The 13,822-nt window shown below is 49.1% G+C and carries 14 protein-coding genes and 1 tRNA gene; 4 read left to right on the top strand and 11 right to left on the bottom strand.

The genetic code is table 11. The features are described from left to right. The first annotated feature begins 65 nt into the window (after positions 1 to 65). Together C5O19_RS08410 and C5O19_RS08415 are read left to right on the top strand one after the other, a co-directional pair. Positions 66 to 380, top strand: coding sequence for a phosphoribosylpyrophosphate synthetase (locus C5O19_RS08410; protein WP_104711282.1), 315 nt, complete (start codon positions 66 to 68; stop codon positions 378 to 380). 1 nt (position 381) lies between these two features. Next, positions 382 to 1,545 carry a methionine aminotransferase gene (locus C5O19_RS08415; protein WP_104711284.1) on the top strand — a complete coding sequence of 388 codons (1,164 nt, stop codon included), beginning with the start codon at positions 382 to 384 and terminating at the stop codon, positions 1,543 to 1,545. A gap of 190 nt (positions 1,546 to 1,735) precedes the next feature. Here the strand turns inward: C5O19_RS08415 and C5O19_RS08420 are convergent, their stop codons facing one another. The 3 genes from C5O19_RS08420 to C5O19_RS08430 form a co-directional block, all read right to left on the bottom strand. Continuing rightward, the gene (locus tag C5O19_RS08420) at positions 1,736 to 2,350 is read right to left on the bottom strand and encodes a redoxin domain-containing protein (RefSeq protein WP_104711286.1); all 615 of its coding nucleotides are present in this window, start codon (positions 2,348 to 2,350) and stop codon (positions 1,736 to 1,738) included. Between the two features lie 28 nt (positions 2,351 to 2,378). Continuing rightward, positions 2,379 to 2,449 (bottom strand) — tRNA-Cys (locus C5O19_RS08425). Positions 2,450 to 2,750: 301 nt separating this feature from the next. Further along, positions 2,751 to 3,623 carry a nucleoside phosphorylase gene (locus C5O19_RS08430; RefSeq protein WP_104711288.1) on the bottom strand — a complete coding sequence of 291 codons (873 nt, stop codon included), beginning with the start codon at positions 3,621 to 3,623 and terminating at the stop codon, positions 2,751 to 2,753. A gap of 125 nt (positions 3,624 to 3,748) precedes the next feature. Here C5O19_RS08430 and C5O19_RS08435 point away from each other — a divergent pair, with 125 nt between their 5' ends. Further along, entirely contained in the window at positions 3,749 to 5,218 is a 1,470-nt protein-coding gene (locus C5O19_RS08435) for a gluconokinase (RefSeq protein WP_104711290.1), read from the top strand. Here the strand turns inward: C5O19_RS08435 and C5O19_RS08440 are convergent. The 8 genes from C5O19_RS08440 to C5O19_RS08475 all read right to left on the bottom strand — a co-directional run bounded on the left by C5O19_RS08440 (position 5,215) and on the right by C5O19_RS08475 (position 12,541). Next, positions 5,215 to 5,691 (bottom strand): GNAT family N-acetyltransferase, encoded by a 477-nt coding sequence (locus C5O19_RS08440; protein ID WP_104713992.1) that lies wholly within the window; start codon positions 5,689 to 5,691, stop codon positions 5,215 to 5,217. The genes C5O19_RS08435 and C5O19_RS08440 overlap by 4 nt on opposite strands. Positions 5,692 to 5,862: 171 nt before the next feature. Then, positions 5,863 to 8,127, bottom strand: a complete 2,265-nt coding sequence (locus C5O19_RS08445) for a xanthine dehydrogenase family protein molybdopterin-binding subunit (protein WP_104711293.1) — start codon at positions 8,125 to 8,127, stop codon at positions 5,863 to 5,865. Then, positions 8,124 to 9,113, bottom strand: coding sequence for an FAD binding domain-containing protein (locus C5O19_RS08450; protein ID WP_094809928.1), 990 nt, complete (start codon positions 9,111 to 9,113; stop codon positions 8,124 to 8,126). The genes C5O19_RS08445 and C5O19_RS08450 overlap by 4 nt, the downstream gene beginning before the upstream one ends. Then, entirely contained in the window at positions 9,110 to 9,658 is a 549-nt protein-coding gene (locus C5O19_RS08455; protein ID WP_165795969.1) for a (2Fe-2S)-binding protein, read from the bottom strand. Before C5O19_RS08455 ends, C5O19_RS08450 begins: the two co-directional genes overlap by 4 nt. A 396-nt stretch (positions 9,659 to 10,054) precedes the next feature. Further along, positions 10,055 to 10,465: a response regulator gene (locus C5O19_RS08460; RefSeq protein WP_104711295.1), complete on the bottom strand. Its 411-nt coding sequence runs from the start codon at positions 10,463 to 10,465 to the stop codon at positions 10,055 to 10,057. Between the two features lie 117 nt (positions 10,466 to 10,582). Further along, complete coding sequence (locus C5O19_RS08465; protein WP_104711297.1) at positions 10,583 to 11,020, bottom strand: response regulator; 438 nt, start codon at positions 11,018 to 11,020, stop codon at positions 10,583 to 10,585. Between the two features lie 368 nt (positions 11,021 to 11,388). Then, positions 11,389 to 11,772 (bottom strand): DUF3037 domain-containing protein, encoded by a 384-nt coding sequence (locus tag C5O19_RS08470; protein ID WP_104711299.1) that lies wholly within the window; start codon positions 11,770 to 11,772, stop codon positions 11,389 to 11,391. Beyond that, positions 11,750 to 12,541: a HipA family kinase gene (locus C5O19_RS08475; protein WP_104711301.1), complete on the bottom strand. Its 792-nt coding sequence runs from the start codon at positions 12,539 to 12,541 to the stop codon at positions 11,750 to 11,752. The genes C5O19_RS08470 and C5O19_RS08475 overlap by 23 nt, the downstream gene beginning before the upstream one ends. Positions 12,542 to 12,889: 348 nt before the next feature. Between C5O19_RS08475 and C5O19_RS08480 the strand changes: the two genes are divergently transcribed. After that, the gene (locus tag C5O19_RS08480) at positions 12,890 to 13,816 is read left to right on the top strand and encodes a sterol desaturase family protein (RefSeq protein ID WP_104711303.1); all 927 of its coding nucleotides are present in this window, start codon (positions 12,890 to 12,892) and stop codon (positions 13,814 to 13,816) included. Positions 13,817 to 13,822 lie beyond the last annotated feature (6 nt).

Here is a 13,822-nt window from a genome sequence, read left to right on the forward strand (position 1 = left end):
CGAAAACAGGAACTCCGGGTAAAGTCTTAACTTGCCCGGAGTTCTTCATGTAACGTAAACCTACCATGGCACAACCTACCGAACAAACCCTCGTAGACGTACTCAATCGGCTAAAAAATCAGGGCTACACGTTGGATTTTAATCTGGAAACGGATGCTCTGCACTGTCCGCAGGAAAGTCTACGCCTGCAACCCGAAGACTTTGAAATTGTAGAAACGGTTCGTCTGGAAGGCATGTCCGATCCGGATGACAATCTCATTGTATACGCAATCGAATCACACGGCGGCCAGAAAGGTACGTTGATCAGTCCCTACGGCGTTTACGCGGAAGACAGCACCAGTGCCGAGCTAGCCGCTAAACTTGCGGTAAATAGAACGTAGTATGTCCCTTGTTTCTTCCCTGACAACCAAATTGCCGAAAGTCGGTACCACTATTTTTACGACCATGTCCCAACTGGCCGCCGAACACGGTGCCCTGAATTTATCGCAGGGATTTCCGGGTTTCGACGGGTCACCCGCCTTACTGGCACTGGTCGAAAAGTATCTACGAAAAGGATTCAATCAATACGCTCCCATGACGGGCGTACAGCCCCTCCGGGAGGCCCTGGCTCGTAAAACGGAAGTCCAATACGGACAAGGGTATCATCCGGAACGGGAAATCACCATCACATCGGGAGCTACTGAGGCTCTGTTCGCGGCCATCACGGCGGTGGTACGCCCGGGTGATGAGGTACTGGTATTCGAACCGGCGTACGATAGTTACGTTCCCGCCATCGAACTCAATGGCGGAACGCCCGTCTTTGTCACCCTGGACGCTCCTGATTTTGCGGTCGACTGGGAAGACGTACGCCGCAAGATCACTGACCGTACGCGACTGATCATTGTAAATACGCCTCACAATCCAACGGGCTATGTCTGGACTCGTAATGACCTGGATCAGCTGGCTGCACTCATTCAGTACCGCGACATCTGGGTGGTTGCCGATGAAGTCTATGAACACATCACCTTCGATACTTATAACCACGTATCGCTGGCTCAGCATCCGCAATTGCGGGAGCGTACGTTTGTGTGTGGGTCCTTTGGGAAAACTTTTCACGTAACGGGCTGGAAAGTAGGGTACTGCCTGGCTCCGGCTGAGCTGAGTACGGAGTTTCGTAAAGTGCATCAGTATTTGACCTTTAGTACGGTGACACCCATCCAGTACGCCTTGGCTGAGTATCTCAATGAACCCGAGCACTACAAATCCGTGGCGGCTTTTTATCAGCAGAAGCGGGACTTTTTCCTGCGACAACTGGCCGGATCGACGTTTCAATGGAAACCTTCGCAGGGAACGTTTTTCCAGAATTTATCTTATCAAACCAAAGTGCCGGACTATGAACTAGCGGTGCGGCTGACCAAAGAAATTGGCGTAGCTTCCATTCCGACGTCCGTGTTTTTTCATCAGAAAAACGACCATAAGTTGCTGCGATTCTGCTTTGCCAAAGACGAAGAGACGTTAGAAAAAGCTGCCGAACGCCTGTGCCAGTGGCCCGGCTTTGTGAGCTGATTTGATTCCTTTTAAAAGTACAGCGGTCTGTAGTACACGGACCGCTTTTTTTTCATTCATAAGTGTACTATTCGCTGAGGAAGGAAGGCCCGAAAAACTAAAAATGCCTCCGGAAAATCCAGCGGCATTTTTCACCTTGATTGCATACACACTTACTTAAACTCTTGCCCCAAAGGGACTATATCGAATCCTAACGATTGTCGTACAGGGCCGTCAGTAACGCACGGCTGTTGCAAGTATTCGTCAGATTTTCATCAATGAAATCAAACACGATTTGCCGCTGCCGATTAATGACGTACACGGCTGGGATATAAGCGTCATCGGAAATGCCCGACACGCGTTCCCACAGCGGATGGGAGTCTGAATACACCCCAAAACTCCGGGCAATCTGGTTATACCGATCATAGGCCAGATTAAAATCCAAATCCTTCGAATCGGCGAGTTGCTGGAGCATCGGAGCGGGCTCGTTGGATAAGACGAGCAGATCGCCACCCAAACCCCGAATATTTTGATGCAAAGCCTGCAAAAAGCTCAAGTGCGAAGTCGCATAGGCATTCCAGCAGGGGCAATAAAAACTCAACACTAGCGGACGATGCTGAACTAACTCTCCCAGGGTCAGTTCGGATTGCGTTTGAAACCGGTCGGCGAGGGTTGCGTTCCAGACACCGGAGCTGGCTTTCAGCTGAAAAGAAGGAGCCGTATGACCCTGGTTTAAAGGAAGAACCCGTTCCGGACGGCGATGGGGTAGTGGCTTTACTTGTACCGCAGTAATTACACCTGATTCATCTTCAATTTCGTACAGCATGTTCTCGTGGGGATTAAGCTTGATGTAGTGGCTGCGGCGGGAGTCGAACCCGCGTCGGAGGCTTTGCAGGCCTCTGCCTCTCCACTCGACCACACAGCCCGTGTTGAATAATTGATCTGAAAACGTTTAAGGTTTGGAAGGTTTAAAGTTTGATAATGGGTCTTTGATTACGGATACAAAGATATATTATAATTTATACTCTATAGAATAAGTAGACTAATATTTTTTTGAAAAAAAGTGCCTTGTATTGATTTTCAGGATGTTTCGTCTCCTTAAATTTTTAAAGCGTTGGGAAATTAGCTTTACCAAGTATGACGAAAGAATAAATAGCTGCTGGTAAAAAGTGAAATAACTCCCTGCTCACGGAAAGTAAGAGGGAGTTATTTCGGACTGGCATGGCTTAGGCTACTAACCAGTCTAAGGTATCACGAATCAGTTTTTGGACAATTTTCTCCGGTTCCAAAGCAAATTCATTACTGACCCGGTTGGCGACAATGGCACTGAGCGAGAGCATTTCGTGGCCCAGAAGTTTACCAAAGAGGTAATACGCCGCCGTTTCCATTTCAAAATTGGTAATGCGATTGCCGTTCCAGCTGAATTGTTGAAGCAAAGCGATAGAATCAGGGACCTGCGGTGAAAGCCGCAGGGATCGACCCTGCGGAGCGTAAAAACCGGGACAGGTCAGCGTAATACCCGTATACAGATTCGGAATGAGTCGGGACGTGATGCCGTTGAGCAGGGTAGCAGAGGCTTCTACGGCATAGGGTTGTAAGCGTAGTTGAAGGGTCTGACGAAGTTCCGCACAAAATTCAGGAGCCCACAAGGACTCATCCGTGGCATAAAAGTCGAGCAGTCCGTCCAGACCCACCCCCGCAGAAGAGGCCACCACTGAGCCCAGCGGGATGTCGTGTTGCAAACTGCCCGAGGTACCAATGCGGATAATTTTGAGCGGATTCAAACCCGACAGGGGTTCCCGGCGTTTTAAATCAATATTACGGACCGCATCAAGTTCCGTCATGACAATTTCCACATTATCGGCACCGATGCCGGAGGAAACGACGGTGAATCGCTTCTTGCCAATGGAGCCCGTATGCGTAACAAATTCCCGGTGCTGTTTTTTTACTTCAATTCGGTCAAAGAATTGGGAAATCAATCCCACCCGGTCGGGATCGCCTACCACAAGCACGGTATCGGCTACATCTTCGGGCAACAACCGGAGGTGATAAATACTCCCATCGGCGTTGAGAATTAATTCGGAGGCTGGGTAGGTCATGGCTTTAAGAACTAAATGAAACTGCTAAGTTTGGAAAAAATACGTGGGATTCACTGGTTGCAAATACAGACGAAGGTCCTGATGATGACTGATAAGACGTTAAAACCGCTTAAAAGATAAAAAAGTTGGAATACTGGATTGGAGTAGATATCGGAACCACCAATACAAAAGTAGTGGCCTTCACCGAAGAGGGTGAAGTGAAGGGCCATCATAGTGTGGGTTACGAAATGATTCACCCGCAACCGGATTACAGCGAACTGGATGCCGAAGTAATTTATCAGGCGGTGCATACGTGTCTGCAGACCGTTCTCAATGCCTTAGATGCTCCCGTACGTACCATCACGTTTTGCTCGGCCATGCATAGTGTGCTGGCCGTTGATAAAGCAGGCCAGCCGCTTAGCAACCTGATCATCTGGGCGGATAATCGGGCTACGGAAGAGGCTGAATCGTTGATCGGTACGCCCCTGGGAAAAGAATTGTTTCAGGCTTGCGGTACACCCCTGCATCCCATGGTGCCGCTCTGTAAACTGATGTGGTTGCAGAAGTACGAACCTGAGCTGGTACACAAGACTTATAAATTCGTCGGAATTAAAGAATTAATTTGGTACCGATTGACGGGTGAATGGGTGGTGGATTATTCGATTGCTTCGGCAACGGCCATGTTTGATCTGCGGGAATTAAAGTGGAATGAACAGGCACTGAAAACGGCGGGTATTCCGGCAGAAAAACTCTCTACAACCGTCTCTCCCTATCATAGCTTTTCTCTTTCGGATTCCCTGAAACAACAGTTACAGATCACCAGCGATTCGGTAGTAACGGATCAGACTAAACTGATCATAGGAGCCTCCGATGGCTGTGTAGCAAACCTGGGTACCGGAGCGGTGGTACCGGGTCGGGTGGCTGTAACCATCGGTACGAGTGGGGCCGTACGGGTCAGTGCCCGGCAACCCCTGCTGGACGAGCACATGCGAACCTTTTGTTACTTACTCGATACGGAAACCTATATCATTGGGGGAGGTACCAATTCAGGAGGTGTCATTTTTCAGTGGTTGGGCGAAACCCTTTTTCCCGATAAATCGGAAGAAGAACTCAGCACGCTGGCCGCTGAAAGCCCAACTGGAGCCAATGATTTACTTTTTTTGCCCTACTTACTCGGTGAACGGGCCCCCATCTGGAATGTACACGCCAAGGGCGGCTTTCACGGATTAACCCTACAGCATACCGCTTCGCATCTGGTTCGAGCAGTGCTCGAAGGTATTTGTTTACACACGTATTCCATCGTAAAAATCCTGGAAGACCGCGAACAGATTACCGAAATCTACGCGTCTGGCGGCTTTGCCAACAGTTCATTCTGGGTACAAATGCTAGCAGATGTATGCGGTAAACCCGTATGTCTGCCCGAAACCGTAGAAGCCGGTGCCTGGGGTGCCGCATTGATGGGGATGAAAGCCGAGCAGGTTATTGACGATTACCAGGAGCGGATGAATAGCCTGAAGATTCGGAAGACCTTTAATCCAGACCTGAATCATACCGCTCAGTACCAGCGTATTTTCGAGCGATTTATGAAGTTATACGAAGCCACAAAAGCGATTTAACGCAAGGACTTTTCCAGATACACGGCTTCCGGTAAAGGGTTGTAAACGTACGGGGCCGTCGTCACAAAGCCGAGTTGTTCGTACAGTCGCAGGGCGGCGGTTAGACTTTGTAAACTGTCGAGTTTCATGGCGGTATACCCAGCTTCACGAGCAAAAGCAATAATGGCTTCAGCCAGTTGCCGACCTAAACCCGTGCCCCGCTGCAAGGGCGATACGTACAGGCGTTTCATCTCACAAACGCCCGCTTCTTTCAAAGGTTTTACGGCTACGCAACCGACTACCCGTTGACTTTCGTCTTCGGCCAGTAATACGCAGCCCTGGGGTAGAGCGTATACCTGAGCCAGCGATTGTAATTCCTGTTCAAAATTCTGGAAGGATAAATTAATGCCGAGTGCGTCGGCGTACTCCTGAAAGATAGACCGGATTTGATCTAGATCAGCTGCAGAAAAATCCGTTTGACGAAGTGTAATCATGCGACAAAAATCCCGCATTCAGGCGGAAAATAAAAATGCACAGGTCGTTCGAACGTACAGAACTGAATTCTTGGGTGAGATATACTTTGTACACGCTTAGCCAGTTTTAACAAAAAGTCCCGCCTTTACCTGCGGGACTTTTTGTTACTCAAAATCTGATCCTAAACCGGATTACAAAGGTACTGCCGAATCTTCGTGTTCGACAATCAGCTTATCCAGTGTAATGGGTAGCACATGCACACGTTTGCCCGTAGCGTGGAAGACCGCATTGGCAATCGCCGGAGCTACTCCTACGACACCAATTTCACCCAAGCCTTTCGTACCCATTGGATTGACAATATCATCGTGCTCTTCCACGAAAATAACTTCAAATTCTTCTGGAATGTCGGCGTTGACCGGAATGTGGTATTCCGCGTAATTGTGGTTCATGAAGCGACCGAAGTTAGCATCCACTTCACTCGTTTCCTCCAGAGCCTTACTCAGGCCCCAGACCATTCCACCGAGAATCTGGCTACGGGCTGTTTTCGGATTCAGGATCCGACCCCCCGCAATCGCACTCACCATGCGACTCACGCGAACGGTGCCGAAATCTTCATCTACGCGTACTTCCACAAATACGGCAGAGTGTACGTTACGGGCATAGGGCATTTGCTTAATCATATTCGGAATGGCCGTAGCCGTGTCTTCCAAATAATTTTCGCCCGCCAGTTTCATCAGATCGCTCATAGAAATACTGATCTGAGGATCGGATTTGAGCTGAATTTTCCCGCTACCAAATACGAGTTCTTCCGCCGGTACATCAGCTAGGGGAGCGTAGCTGGTTTTGCTTAGCAGTCGGATCAGTTTCTCCCGAATGTTTTCGCAGGCAATGCGTACCGCATTTCCAACCGATGCTGCCGTTGCGGAACCTCCTTCCAGGTACGCCAGTGGGAGAGAAGAATCGCCCAGCTTAAAGGTCACCTGTTCGATGGGGAGGCCTACCGTTTCAGCGGCAATCTGCGTCATGATGGTGTAAGTACCCGTGCCAATATCGGACGTACCGCTGCTGACGGTTAACTTCCCATCCGCGGACAGAAAGGCCTTTGCCCGACAAGGTACAAACATGGAATCCCACATGCCCGTTGCCATACCCCATCCAATCAGCGTACTACCATCCCGCATCGAACGCGGCTCGGGGTTCCGTTGGGACCAGCCAAAGCGGTCGGCTCCCTGCTGGAAACAGGCTTTGAGTTCCTTACTTGAATAGGGCTTGCCCTTGTTGGCGTCTTCTTCCGTATAGTTTTTCAGTCGTAGGGCTACGGGGTCCATGTTGAGCTTGTGAGCCAGCTCGTCCATCGCACATTCAATCGCGTACACGCCCGTCGCTGCTCCCGGAGCCCGCATGTCCAATGGTGTATACGCATCCAGTTTAACCAGCTGGTAATCATAGGCCACGTTGTCACATTTGTACATGGCTCCCGACCAGTCCACAATCGTTTCGGTGTAATTTTCAAAACGTGACGTTTCCGAGATGGCCTCGTGACGCATGGCTTGTAAAGTGCCATCCTCGGTCGCGGCCAGAGACATTTTTTGCAAGGTAGCCGGACGGTGACCGAAGGAGAACATTTGCTGACGGGTCAGCGTCACGCGAACCGAACGTTTGAGTTCCAAGGCTGCCAGTACCGCCATGAAAAGCTGATACTGGGGCCGTAAACCCGAACCAAACGCACCGCCCACAAAAGGCGAGAGAATACGAACCCGTTTTTTCGACAAGCCAAAAATACCCGCTACGTAGCTCTGGCTGTTGAAAACACCCTGCGTTTTGTCGTAGATGGTTAGGTGATCGTCCTCGTCGTAGATGACTGTCGACGCGTGCATTTCCATCGGATTGTGGTGTTCCGCTCCGTGGTAATACTCCGAGTTAAAATGAATGGGGGCCTTGGCGAATTCTTTCGCGAAGTTTCCCCGATTTTTCGGTTTCTTATAACCCTGCTTTCCTTTGCCCGGATCAAATGCTTTGTCGAGGTGAGCCCGCAATTCGGCTTCGATGGGTTTTTCGGAATGTTCGTATTCCACGTGCACTAGCGAAGCCGCGTACCGGGCCAGCTCGAAACTTTCAGCAACGACCAGGGCGATCGGTTGCTGACTAAATTTAATTTCTGAATTGTGCAGCGGCCGGAAGGGCGAACCCGGTGGGGAATCCTGGTCTTTGTAGCTTTTGTCAAACCAGGCCAGTCCCGATACATTTTCGTGTGTGAACACCTGAATGACGCCTTCAAGAGCCAGGGCTTTTGACGTGTCGATTGTGGTGATCTTTCCTTTAGCAATGGTACTGGATACAACGACCCCGTAGGCTAATCCGGGTACTTGAAATTCGCCAGCGTACTTGGCCTGTCCGGTTACTTTCGCCCGGCCATCCACGCGAGAGGTGGGCTTTCCGATATATTGCGTATTCATGACTTATGCTCGTTTTGCGTAGCTTCCAGCAAGGCCCGTACGATGGCTCGCTTCGCCAGTTCAATTTTAAAGGTGTTGTGACCAAAGCCTTGGGCATTTGCCAAAATACTTTCGGCTACCTGTTGAAAATTCTCCCGGGTTGCCTGTTTGCCTTTCAGCAGGGTTTCGGCCTGCGTATCCCGCCAAGGTTTGTGAGCGACGCCGCCCAGGGCCAGCCGTACATCCGTGATGGTGGTACCGTCGAGTTCCAGAGCTGCGGCTACGGAAACCAAAGCAAAGGCATACGACTGCCGATCGCGAATTTTGACGTAGGTATAGTGGTCAGCAAAGCCTTTCGCCGGCAATTCAATAGCCGTAATCAGTTCGTCGGCTTGCAGGGTATTGTCCAGGTGCGGCGTATCGCCGGGCAATCGGTGAAATTCCAGAAAAGGAATACTCCGTTCGCCGCGTTTGCTTTTCACGTGTACCGTCGCGTCAAGAGCGGCTAGAGCCACGCACATGTCCGAAGGATGGGTAGCAATACATGATTCACTATGCCCCAGGATAGCGTGGATTCGGTTAAATCCATTGATGGCCGAGCAGCCCGAACCTGGCTCGCGTTTATTACAGGGAGTGGCGGTGTCGTAGAAATAATAGCAACGGGTTCGCTGCATCAGGTTGCCGCCGTCGGTAGCCATGTTCCGTAATTGCGGGGAAGCTCCGGCCAGAATGGCTTGAGCCAGCAGCGGGTAACGTTGCTCCACGAGGGGATGGTACGCCGTGTCGGCATTACGCATTAGGGCACCCATGCGGATGCCGCCCGACTCTGTTTCTTCAATTTCCTGTAAAGGCAAGTGATTAATATCGATCAGGTGCTGGGGATGGGTTACATTTTCCTTCATCAAGTCGATGAGGTTGGTACCTCCTGCCACAAAATCAGCTCCGTCAACCTTTTCTTCTACGGCTGTATCGAGTCCGTAGGCACGTGTATACGAGAAGGGATTCATGCGTGTTCCCCCCTTTCATGCATTACCTGATCAATGGCGTCTACAATGTTGGAATAAGCTCCGCAACGACAAAGGTTACCACTCATCAGTTCCCGGATCTCTGCTCTGGACTGAGCTTTGCCTTCGTTCATCAAGCCAATGGCCGAACAAATCTGTCCGGGCGTACAGTAGCCGCACTGGAATGCGTCGTGTTCCACAAAGGCTTCCTGCAATGGGTGAAGTTCTTCGCCTTTGGCCAGCCCTTCAATAGTCGTAATTTCATTTCCTTCCTGCATCACGGCTAGCGTCAGGCAAGAATTTATACGTTTACCGTTCACCAGTACGGTGCAGGCTCCGCACTGACCGTGGTCGCAGCCTTTTTTGGTACCCGTCAGGTCCATGTGCTCCCGCAGAGCGTCGAGTAAGGTAGTCCAGGGGGCAAGCGGGAGCCTTTTTTCTACACCGTTAATTTTTAAGGTAATCAGGCTCGTTGGCGAAACGCTGGATGTAGCCACCCCGGGGGATGAAATACCCGGTAGCGTTTCAGTTTCTAAAATCGCAGACATACGTTCAAGATGTTTGGATGGATGAATTCCGAGAGGACGGTCGGAAGCGTTTTTGTCCAAACCCTTAAAATTGATGTGCCAGCTAACCTGTAGATTTGAGTAAACGAAGAGATCCCGGAATAAAGGCCATGCGTAGCAGGAACAAGCTTAATGCCACTTCGACGGAATCGGCTCTTTAAACTTTTTTGATGGACGTGGAGCGTCTTGGTCAAGAATCCGTAGGGTGTTGACCATTGAAAATAAAACTAGGATTACGAGTGAAAGGACGATGAAGAGTAACATGGCGGTGTCTCAAAATTTGTCCATTATGCGTTAAAAAACTGTACCATTTCAAAACATACGTTATAAAAAAAGCTCGGACCTTGATCCGAGCTTTTTTTATATGAGTTCATACCGTTAAGGTAACCGGGCCGTGAGTGACCAAAAATCAAAAACCAGGGTCCAGACGTTCTTAAAATCCTGATAACTCTGCGGTTTTTCCAAGAATGAACTGGCTCCATTGAAGTAGGCTTTATTCACAATTTGCGGATCATCGCTGGAAGACATCATAACGATGGGCAAGTGCTTCCATTTCGGAGATGATTTCAAAGCCATCACCAATTCCAGGCCATTCATACGGGGCAACTCGTAATCCAGTAGGAGCAAAGCAGGTTTCACCGGCGAGCTTTCCAGGATTTCAAGGGCCTGCAGGCCATCTTCCGCAAAAAGAATATTACAGGTCTGGTTACTTTTCTGGTAACTCCATTCCAGTAAAAAACGATGATCTGGGTTATCTTCTACAACCAGAAAAAGCGGCTTAGGCTTCATATCCTGATTTATTATTTATTGTCGGCTTAACAAATTACTACTCCCATCCACTCATTGAATGCCTACTTGCATTGAGGTAAAAAAACGAATGATGGGAGCAAGATAGTATAAAATCACTTACGACACACCTTGCGATACCGCGTAGGTAGGCAATTTGGCCGTATTCGTCCAAAAGCCATACAGGGCATCCCAGAGGGAAGACAGCGTATGGTAGTTGTCGGGCTTTACCAAATACGAGTTAGCACCCATCGAATAGGCATCGTGAATAAGCCGGGGATTGTTGGACGTCGTCAGCATTACCACGGGCATACCTTTCCAGCGAGCCGAGGATTTAAGCTTCTGAAGCAGTTCCAATCCATTCATACCCGGCATATTAATATCAACTAACATGACGGAAGGCCGTACGGGTGATTGTTCAAGTAATTTAAGTGCTTCACGCCCGTCTTCAGCAAAAACCAGATCACATTGATAAGATCCTTCCTGATACGCCAAATTCAATAAATCGCGATCGTCAGCGTCATCATCGACGATTAAAAAAAGCGGTTTTGTAGCCATTGGAAATAGGAGTGAGTGACCAGAACTTCCAGGCTGTAAGGGTCACGGGTGAATACCAATTGATGCTACTAAAGAACTGGAAGAGAATCATGCACGACAACCATTCCTGAAATAGGCGGTAGCGTATAAAACCTTCAATAGAGCTGATATAAGGAGAAAGGCGTTCTAAAGGTATAGCATTTATCTGAATAACAAGCATTTATCTGAAATGAATCCACCTGATTGTAAAAAAAGACGTTGAATTCTTAGAGTAGAACTTTAGTGAATAGGTAAGAATCGTTTAATCCTTAGAAGCTTAAAGCATCAGTTTATTTCTGTTTAATGCTAAAAAAAGCTGGGTACGTTAATGGATAAGTACCCAGCTTCTCTCATAACACAAGCTGTTCGTGCAGGCGATGCAGTGTTTCCTGAGCGTCGTGGCATAGGCCCGTATGTACCGGGGAGGTTTGGACCACCGTACTACGATTGGCCGTCAGCCAACGAAAACGCGATACTACGGGTAATTGCCCGATGACGCCGCCTTCTTTCCGACCATTGCATACTTTCTGGAAGGCAAGAAGCCGTTCGTTTAATTCTTCCTGGTCGACACTTCCCGCAAAAGCCCGTAATCGCTCTTCAATCAAACTGAATTTGGTTTGCAGGAATCCCTGGGCAGGGCAATATAGAATGACGCCTACGTTCAGAAATTCTTCCCGTTCCACCCGGGGCATAACGCGGATGACAGCGTATTCAAATAAGTGCATTTCTTGCATGTTGTGCTTCTTTAACAAAGAATTCTGACGAAGCGAGCCGGGCTTCTAAAAACTGGATGTAGGCCTGTCGTTGCTCAAGGGGTGATGTAAAAGGAGATTCACCCGTAAGCCAGTCGTCGGGAATGAGTGAAACAATGGCCCGGATGCGTTCAGAGCTAAGTCGGGTACGGAAATCCGCGTTAACGGCTTCGAGTTCCGAAGCCGAGGGCAACAGGACGTGGTCTTTAATGAAGGGGAAAGGCCGTTGATGTTGCTGTTCCCAGTTTTGCCAAGAATGATGGAAGTACAGCGAAGCTCCGTGATCGATCAGCCAAAGTTCCTGGTGCCAGATGAGCATGTTGGTATTGCGAGCCGTACGATCTACGTTCATGACCAGGCTATCGAGCCAAACAATCTCGGAAGCCATACGGGCATCAACCGTATTCACTACAGCGTCGAACGTGATGGCTCCCGAGAGGTAATGCAAGGCCAGATTGAGGCCCGCACTAAACTTAAGCAGGTCCTGTATTTCTTCGTCGGGTTCAGTACGGCTCAGTATGGGATCGAGTTCACAAAACACAATCTCGGGTACCCGTAAGCCCAGCGTACGGGCAATTTCTCCGGCAATCAGTTCTGCAATCAGAGCCTTAACGCCCTGGCCAGCCCCGCGAAATTTCAGTACATACAAAAAACCATCATCGGCTTCGACGATAGCGGGCAAAGAACCCCCTTCCCGCAGGGGCGTAACGTACCGGGTAACCCGTACGGTTCGGAGTGGAGATTCGGTCACGAGTGGTTCATTTAAAAACTGGAAAGTTACAAAGGTACGTAGCCATACCGGGTCGTCGCTGAAAAAGCGTAGGCGTGTATAAGCTTTCGTTCACTGTTTATAAATATGAATTTGACAAAACAAATTCAGAGAATATGAGTAAATACGAAAGAACTGAATTTGAAAAATATCGTAATCGCTTGCCTGTCAGCGAACGACGTTCGTTATTTTGAAATAATTCAGGCTTACACACTTGTTTAAACCCAGTACTGCTTCGGTTTCTGGAAGAAATGAAGCCGAAAAAGGTTCTGGGTATGTCGTATCAACTGGCTCAAACCATTTGAGCTTCAGCATTAACACCTTGATCGCATGACTGAATCATTATTTGGTGCACCCAAAATCCCGTTAGACAATCTTTCGCTGATTGAAAAAGACGCCCCAAACCTGATTTTGTGGGCGGTGCCGGCGATGATCCTTTTCACCGCTATCGAAATTCTCATTACGTATTTTCAGGAAAAGCCCTATTATGAAAAACAGGAAACCATTGGTTCCGTACTGGTGGGACTCGGTTCACTGGCGGTGGGAGCTTCCCTGAAATTTGCCCTGCTCTTTGCAGTGGTATGGCTGTACAATCAGTTACCCTGGCGAATGTCGCTCAACTGGTGGACGTTCATTCCCTGTTACGTTATTTTTGACCTCTGTAGTTACTGGGCTCACCGCATTTCGCACGAGCAGCGTTTCTGGTGGGCTACGCACGTGGTACACCATTCGGGCGAGCGGTACAACCTGAGCGTATCCTTTCGTCTGAGCTGGATTCAGAACCTGAAGACCATTTTCTTCTTACCCGTTGCCCTGATTGGTTTTCACCCGATCATCTTTTTTACTACCAATCAGGTAGCGGTACTGTTCCAGTTCTGGGTACATACCGAGTACATTCGCCGCATGCCCCGCTGGGTTGAGTACATTTTTGCAACGCCCTCCAACCACCGGGTCCACCACGGTTCGCAACCCAAGTACATCGATAAGAACTACGGAGCTACCTTTATATTCTGGGACCGGATTTTCGGAACGTATCAGCTAGAGGAAGAACCACCCATCTACGGCATCACCACGAATATTAGTAATAAAGCCAATCCCCTGATGATTAACTTTCACGAAGTGGCCGACATTGTTAGAGACGTCAAGGGGGCCAAAGGGCTGCGAAAGAAACTGTTTTACATCTTTGGTAGTCCGATTAAGGTAGACGAAGAGAAAAAACGCAATGCCGCCGAGCGAAAAATAAGTGAAGTGGCCTGAGCCATG

Source organism: Siphonobacter curvatus, assembly GCF_002943425.1.
Taxonomy (GTDB): Bacteria; Bacteroidota; Bacteroidia; order Cytophagales; family Spirosomataceae; genus Siphonobacter; species Siphonobacter curvatus.

What these genes read in the sequence shown, in the direction of transcription:
- C5O19_RS08480 (WP_104711303.1), top strand. Translation starts at nt 12,890, where the DNA reads ATGACTGAATCATTATTTGGTGCACCCAAAATCCCGTTAGACAATCTT.
- C5O19_RS08410 (WP_104711282.1), top strand. Translation starts at nt 66, where the DNA reads ATGGCACAACCTACCGAACAAACCCTCGTAGACGTACTCAATCGGCTA.
- C5O19_RS08465 (WP_104711297.1), bottom strand. Translation starts at nt 11,020, where the DNA reads ATGGCTACAAAACCGCTTTTTTTAATCGTCGATGATGACGCTGACGAT.
- C5O19_RS08460 (WP_104711295.1), bottom strand. Translation starts at nt 10,465, where the DNA reads ATGAAGCCTAAGCCGCTTTTTCTGGTTGTAGAAGATAACCCAGATCAT.
- C5O19_RS08450 (WP_094809928.1), bottom strand. Translation starts at nt 9,113, where the DNA reads ATGAATCCCTTCTCGTATACACGTGCCTACGGACTCGATACAGCCGTA.
- C5O19_RS08470 (WP_104711299.1), bottom strand. Translation starts at nt 11,772, where the DNA reads ATGCAAGAAATGCACTTATTTGAATACGCTGTCATCCGCGTTATGCCC.
- C5O19_RS08430 (WP_104711288.1), bottom strand. Translation starts at nt 3,623, where the DNA reads ATGACCTACCCAGCCTCCGAATTAATTCTCAACGCCGATGGGAGTATT.
- C5O19_RS08415 (WP_104711284.1), top strand. Translation starts at nt 382, where the DNA reads ATGTCCCTTGTTTCTTCCCTGACAACCAAATTGCCGAAAGTCGGTACC.
- C5O19_RS08455 (WP_165795969.1), bottom strand. Translation starts at nt 9,658, where the DNA reads ATGTCTGCGATTTTAGAAACTGAAACGCTACCGGGTATTTCATCCCCC.
- C5O19_RS08445 (WP_104711293.1), bottom strand. Translation starts at nt 8,127, where the DNA reads ATGAATACGCAATATATCGGAAAGCCCACCTCTCGCGTGGATGGCCGG.
- C5O19_RS08440 (WP_104713992.1), bottom strand. Translation starts at nt 5,691, where the DNA reads ATGATTACACTTCGTCAAACGGATTTTTCTGCAGCTGATCTAGATCAA.
- C5O19_RS08420 (WP_104711286.1), bottom strand. Translation starts at nt 2,350, where the DNA reads ATGCTGTACGAAATTGAAGATGAATCAGGTGTAATTACTGCGGTACAA.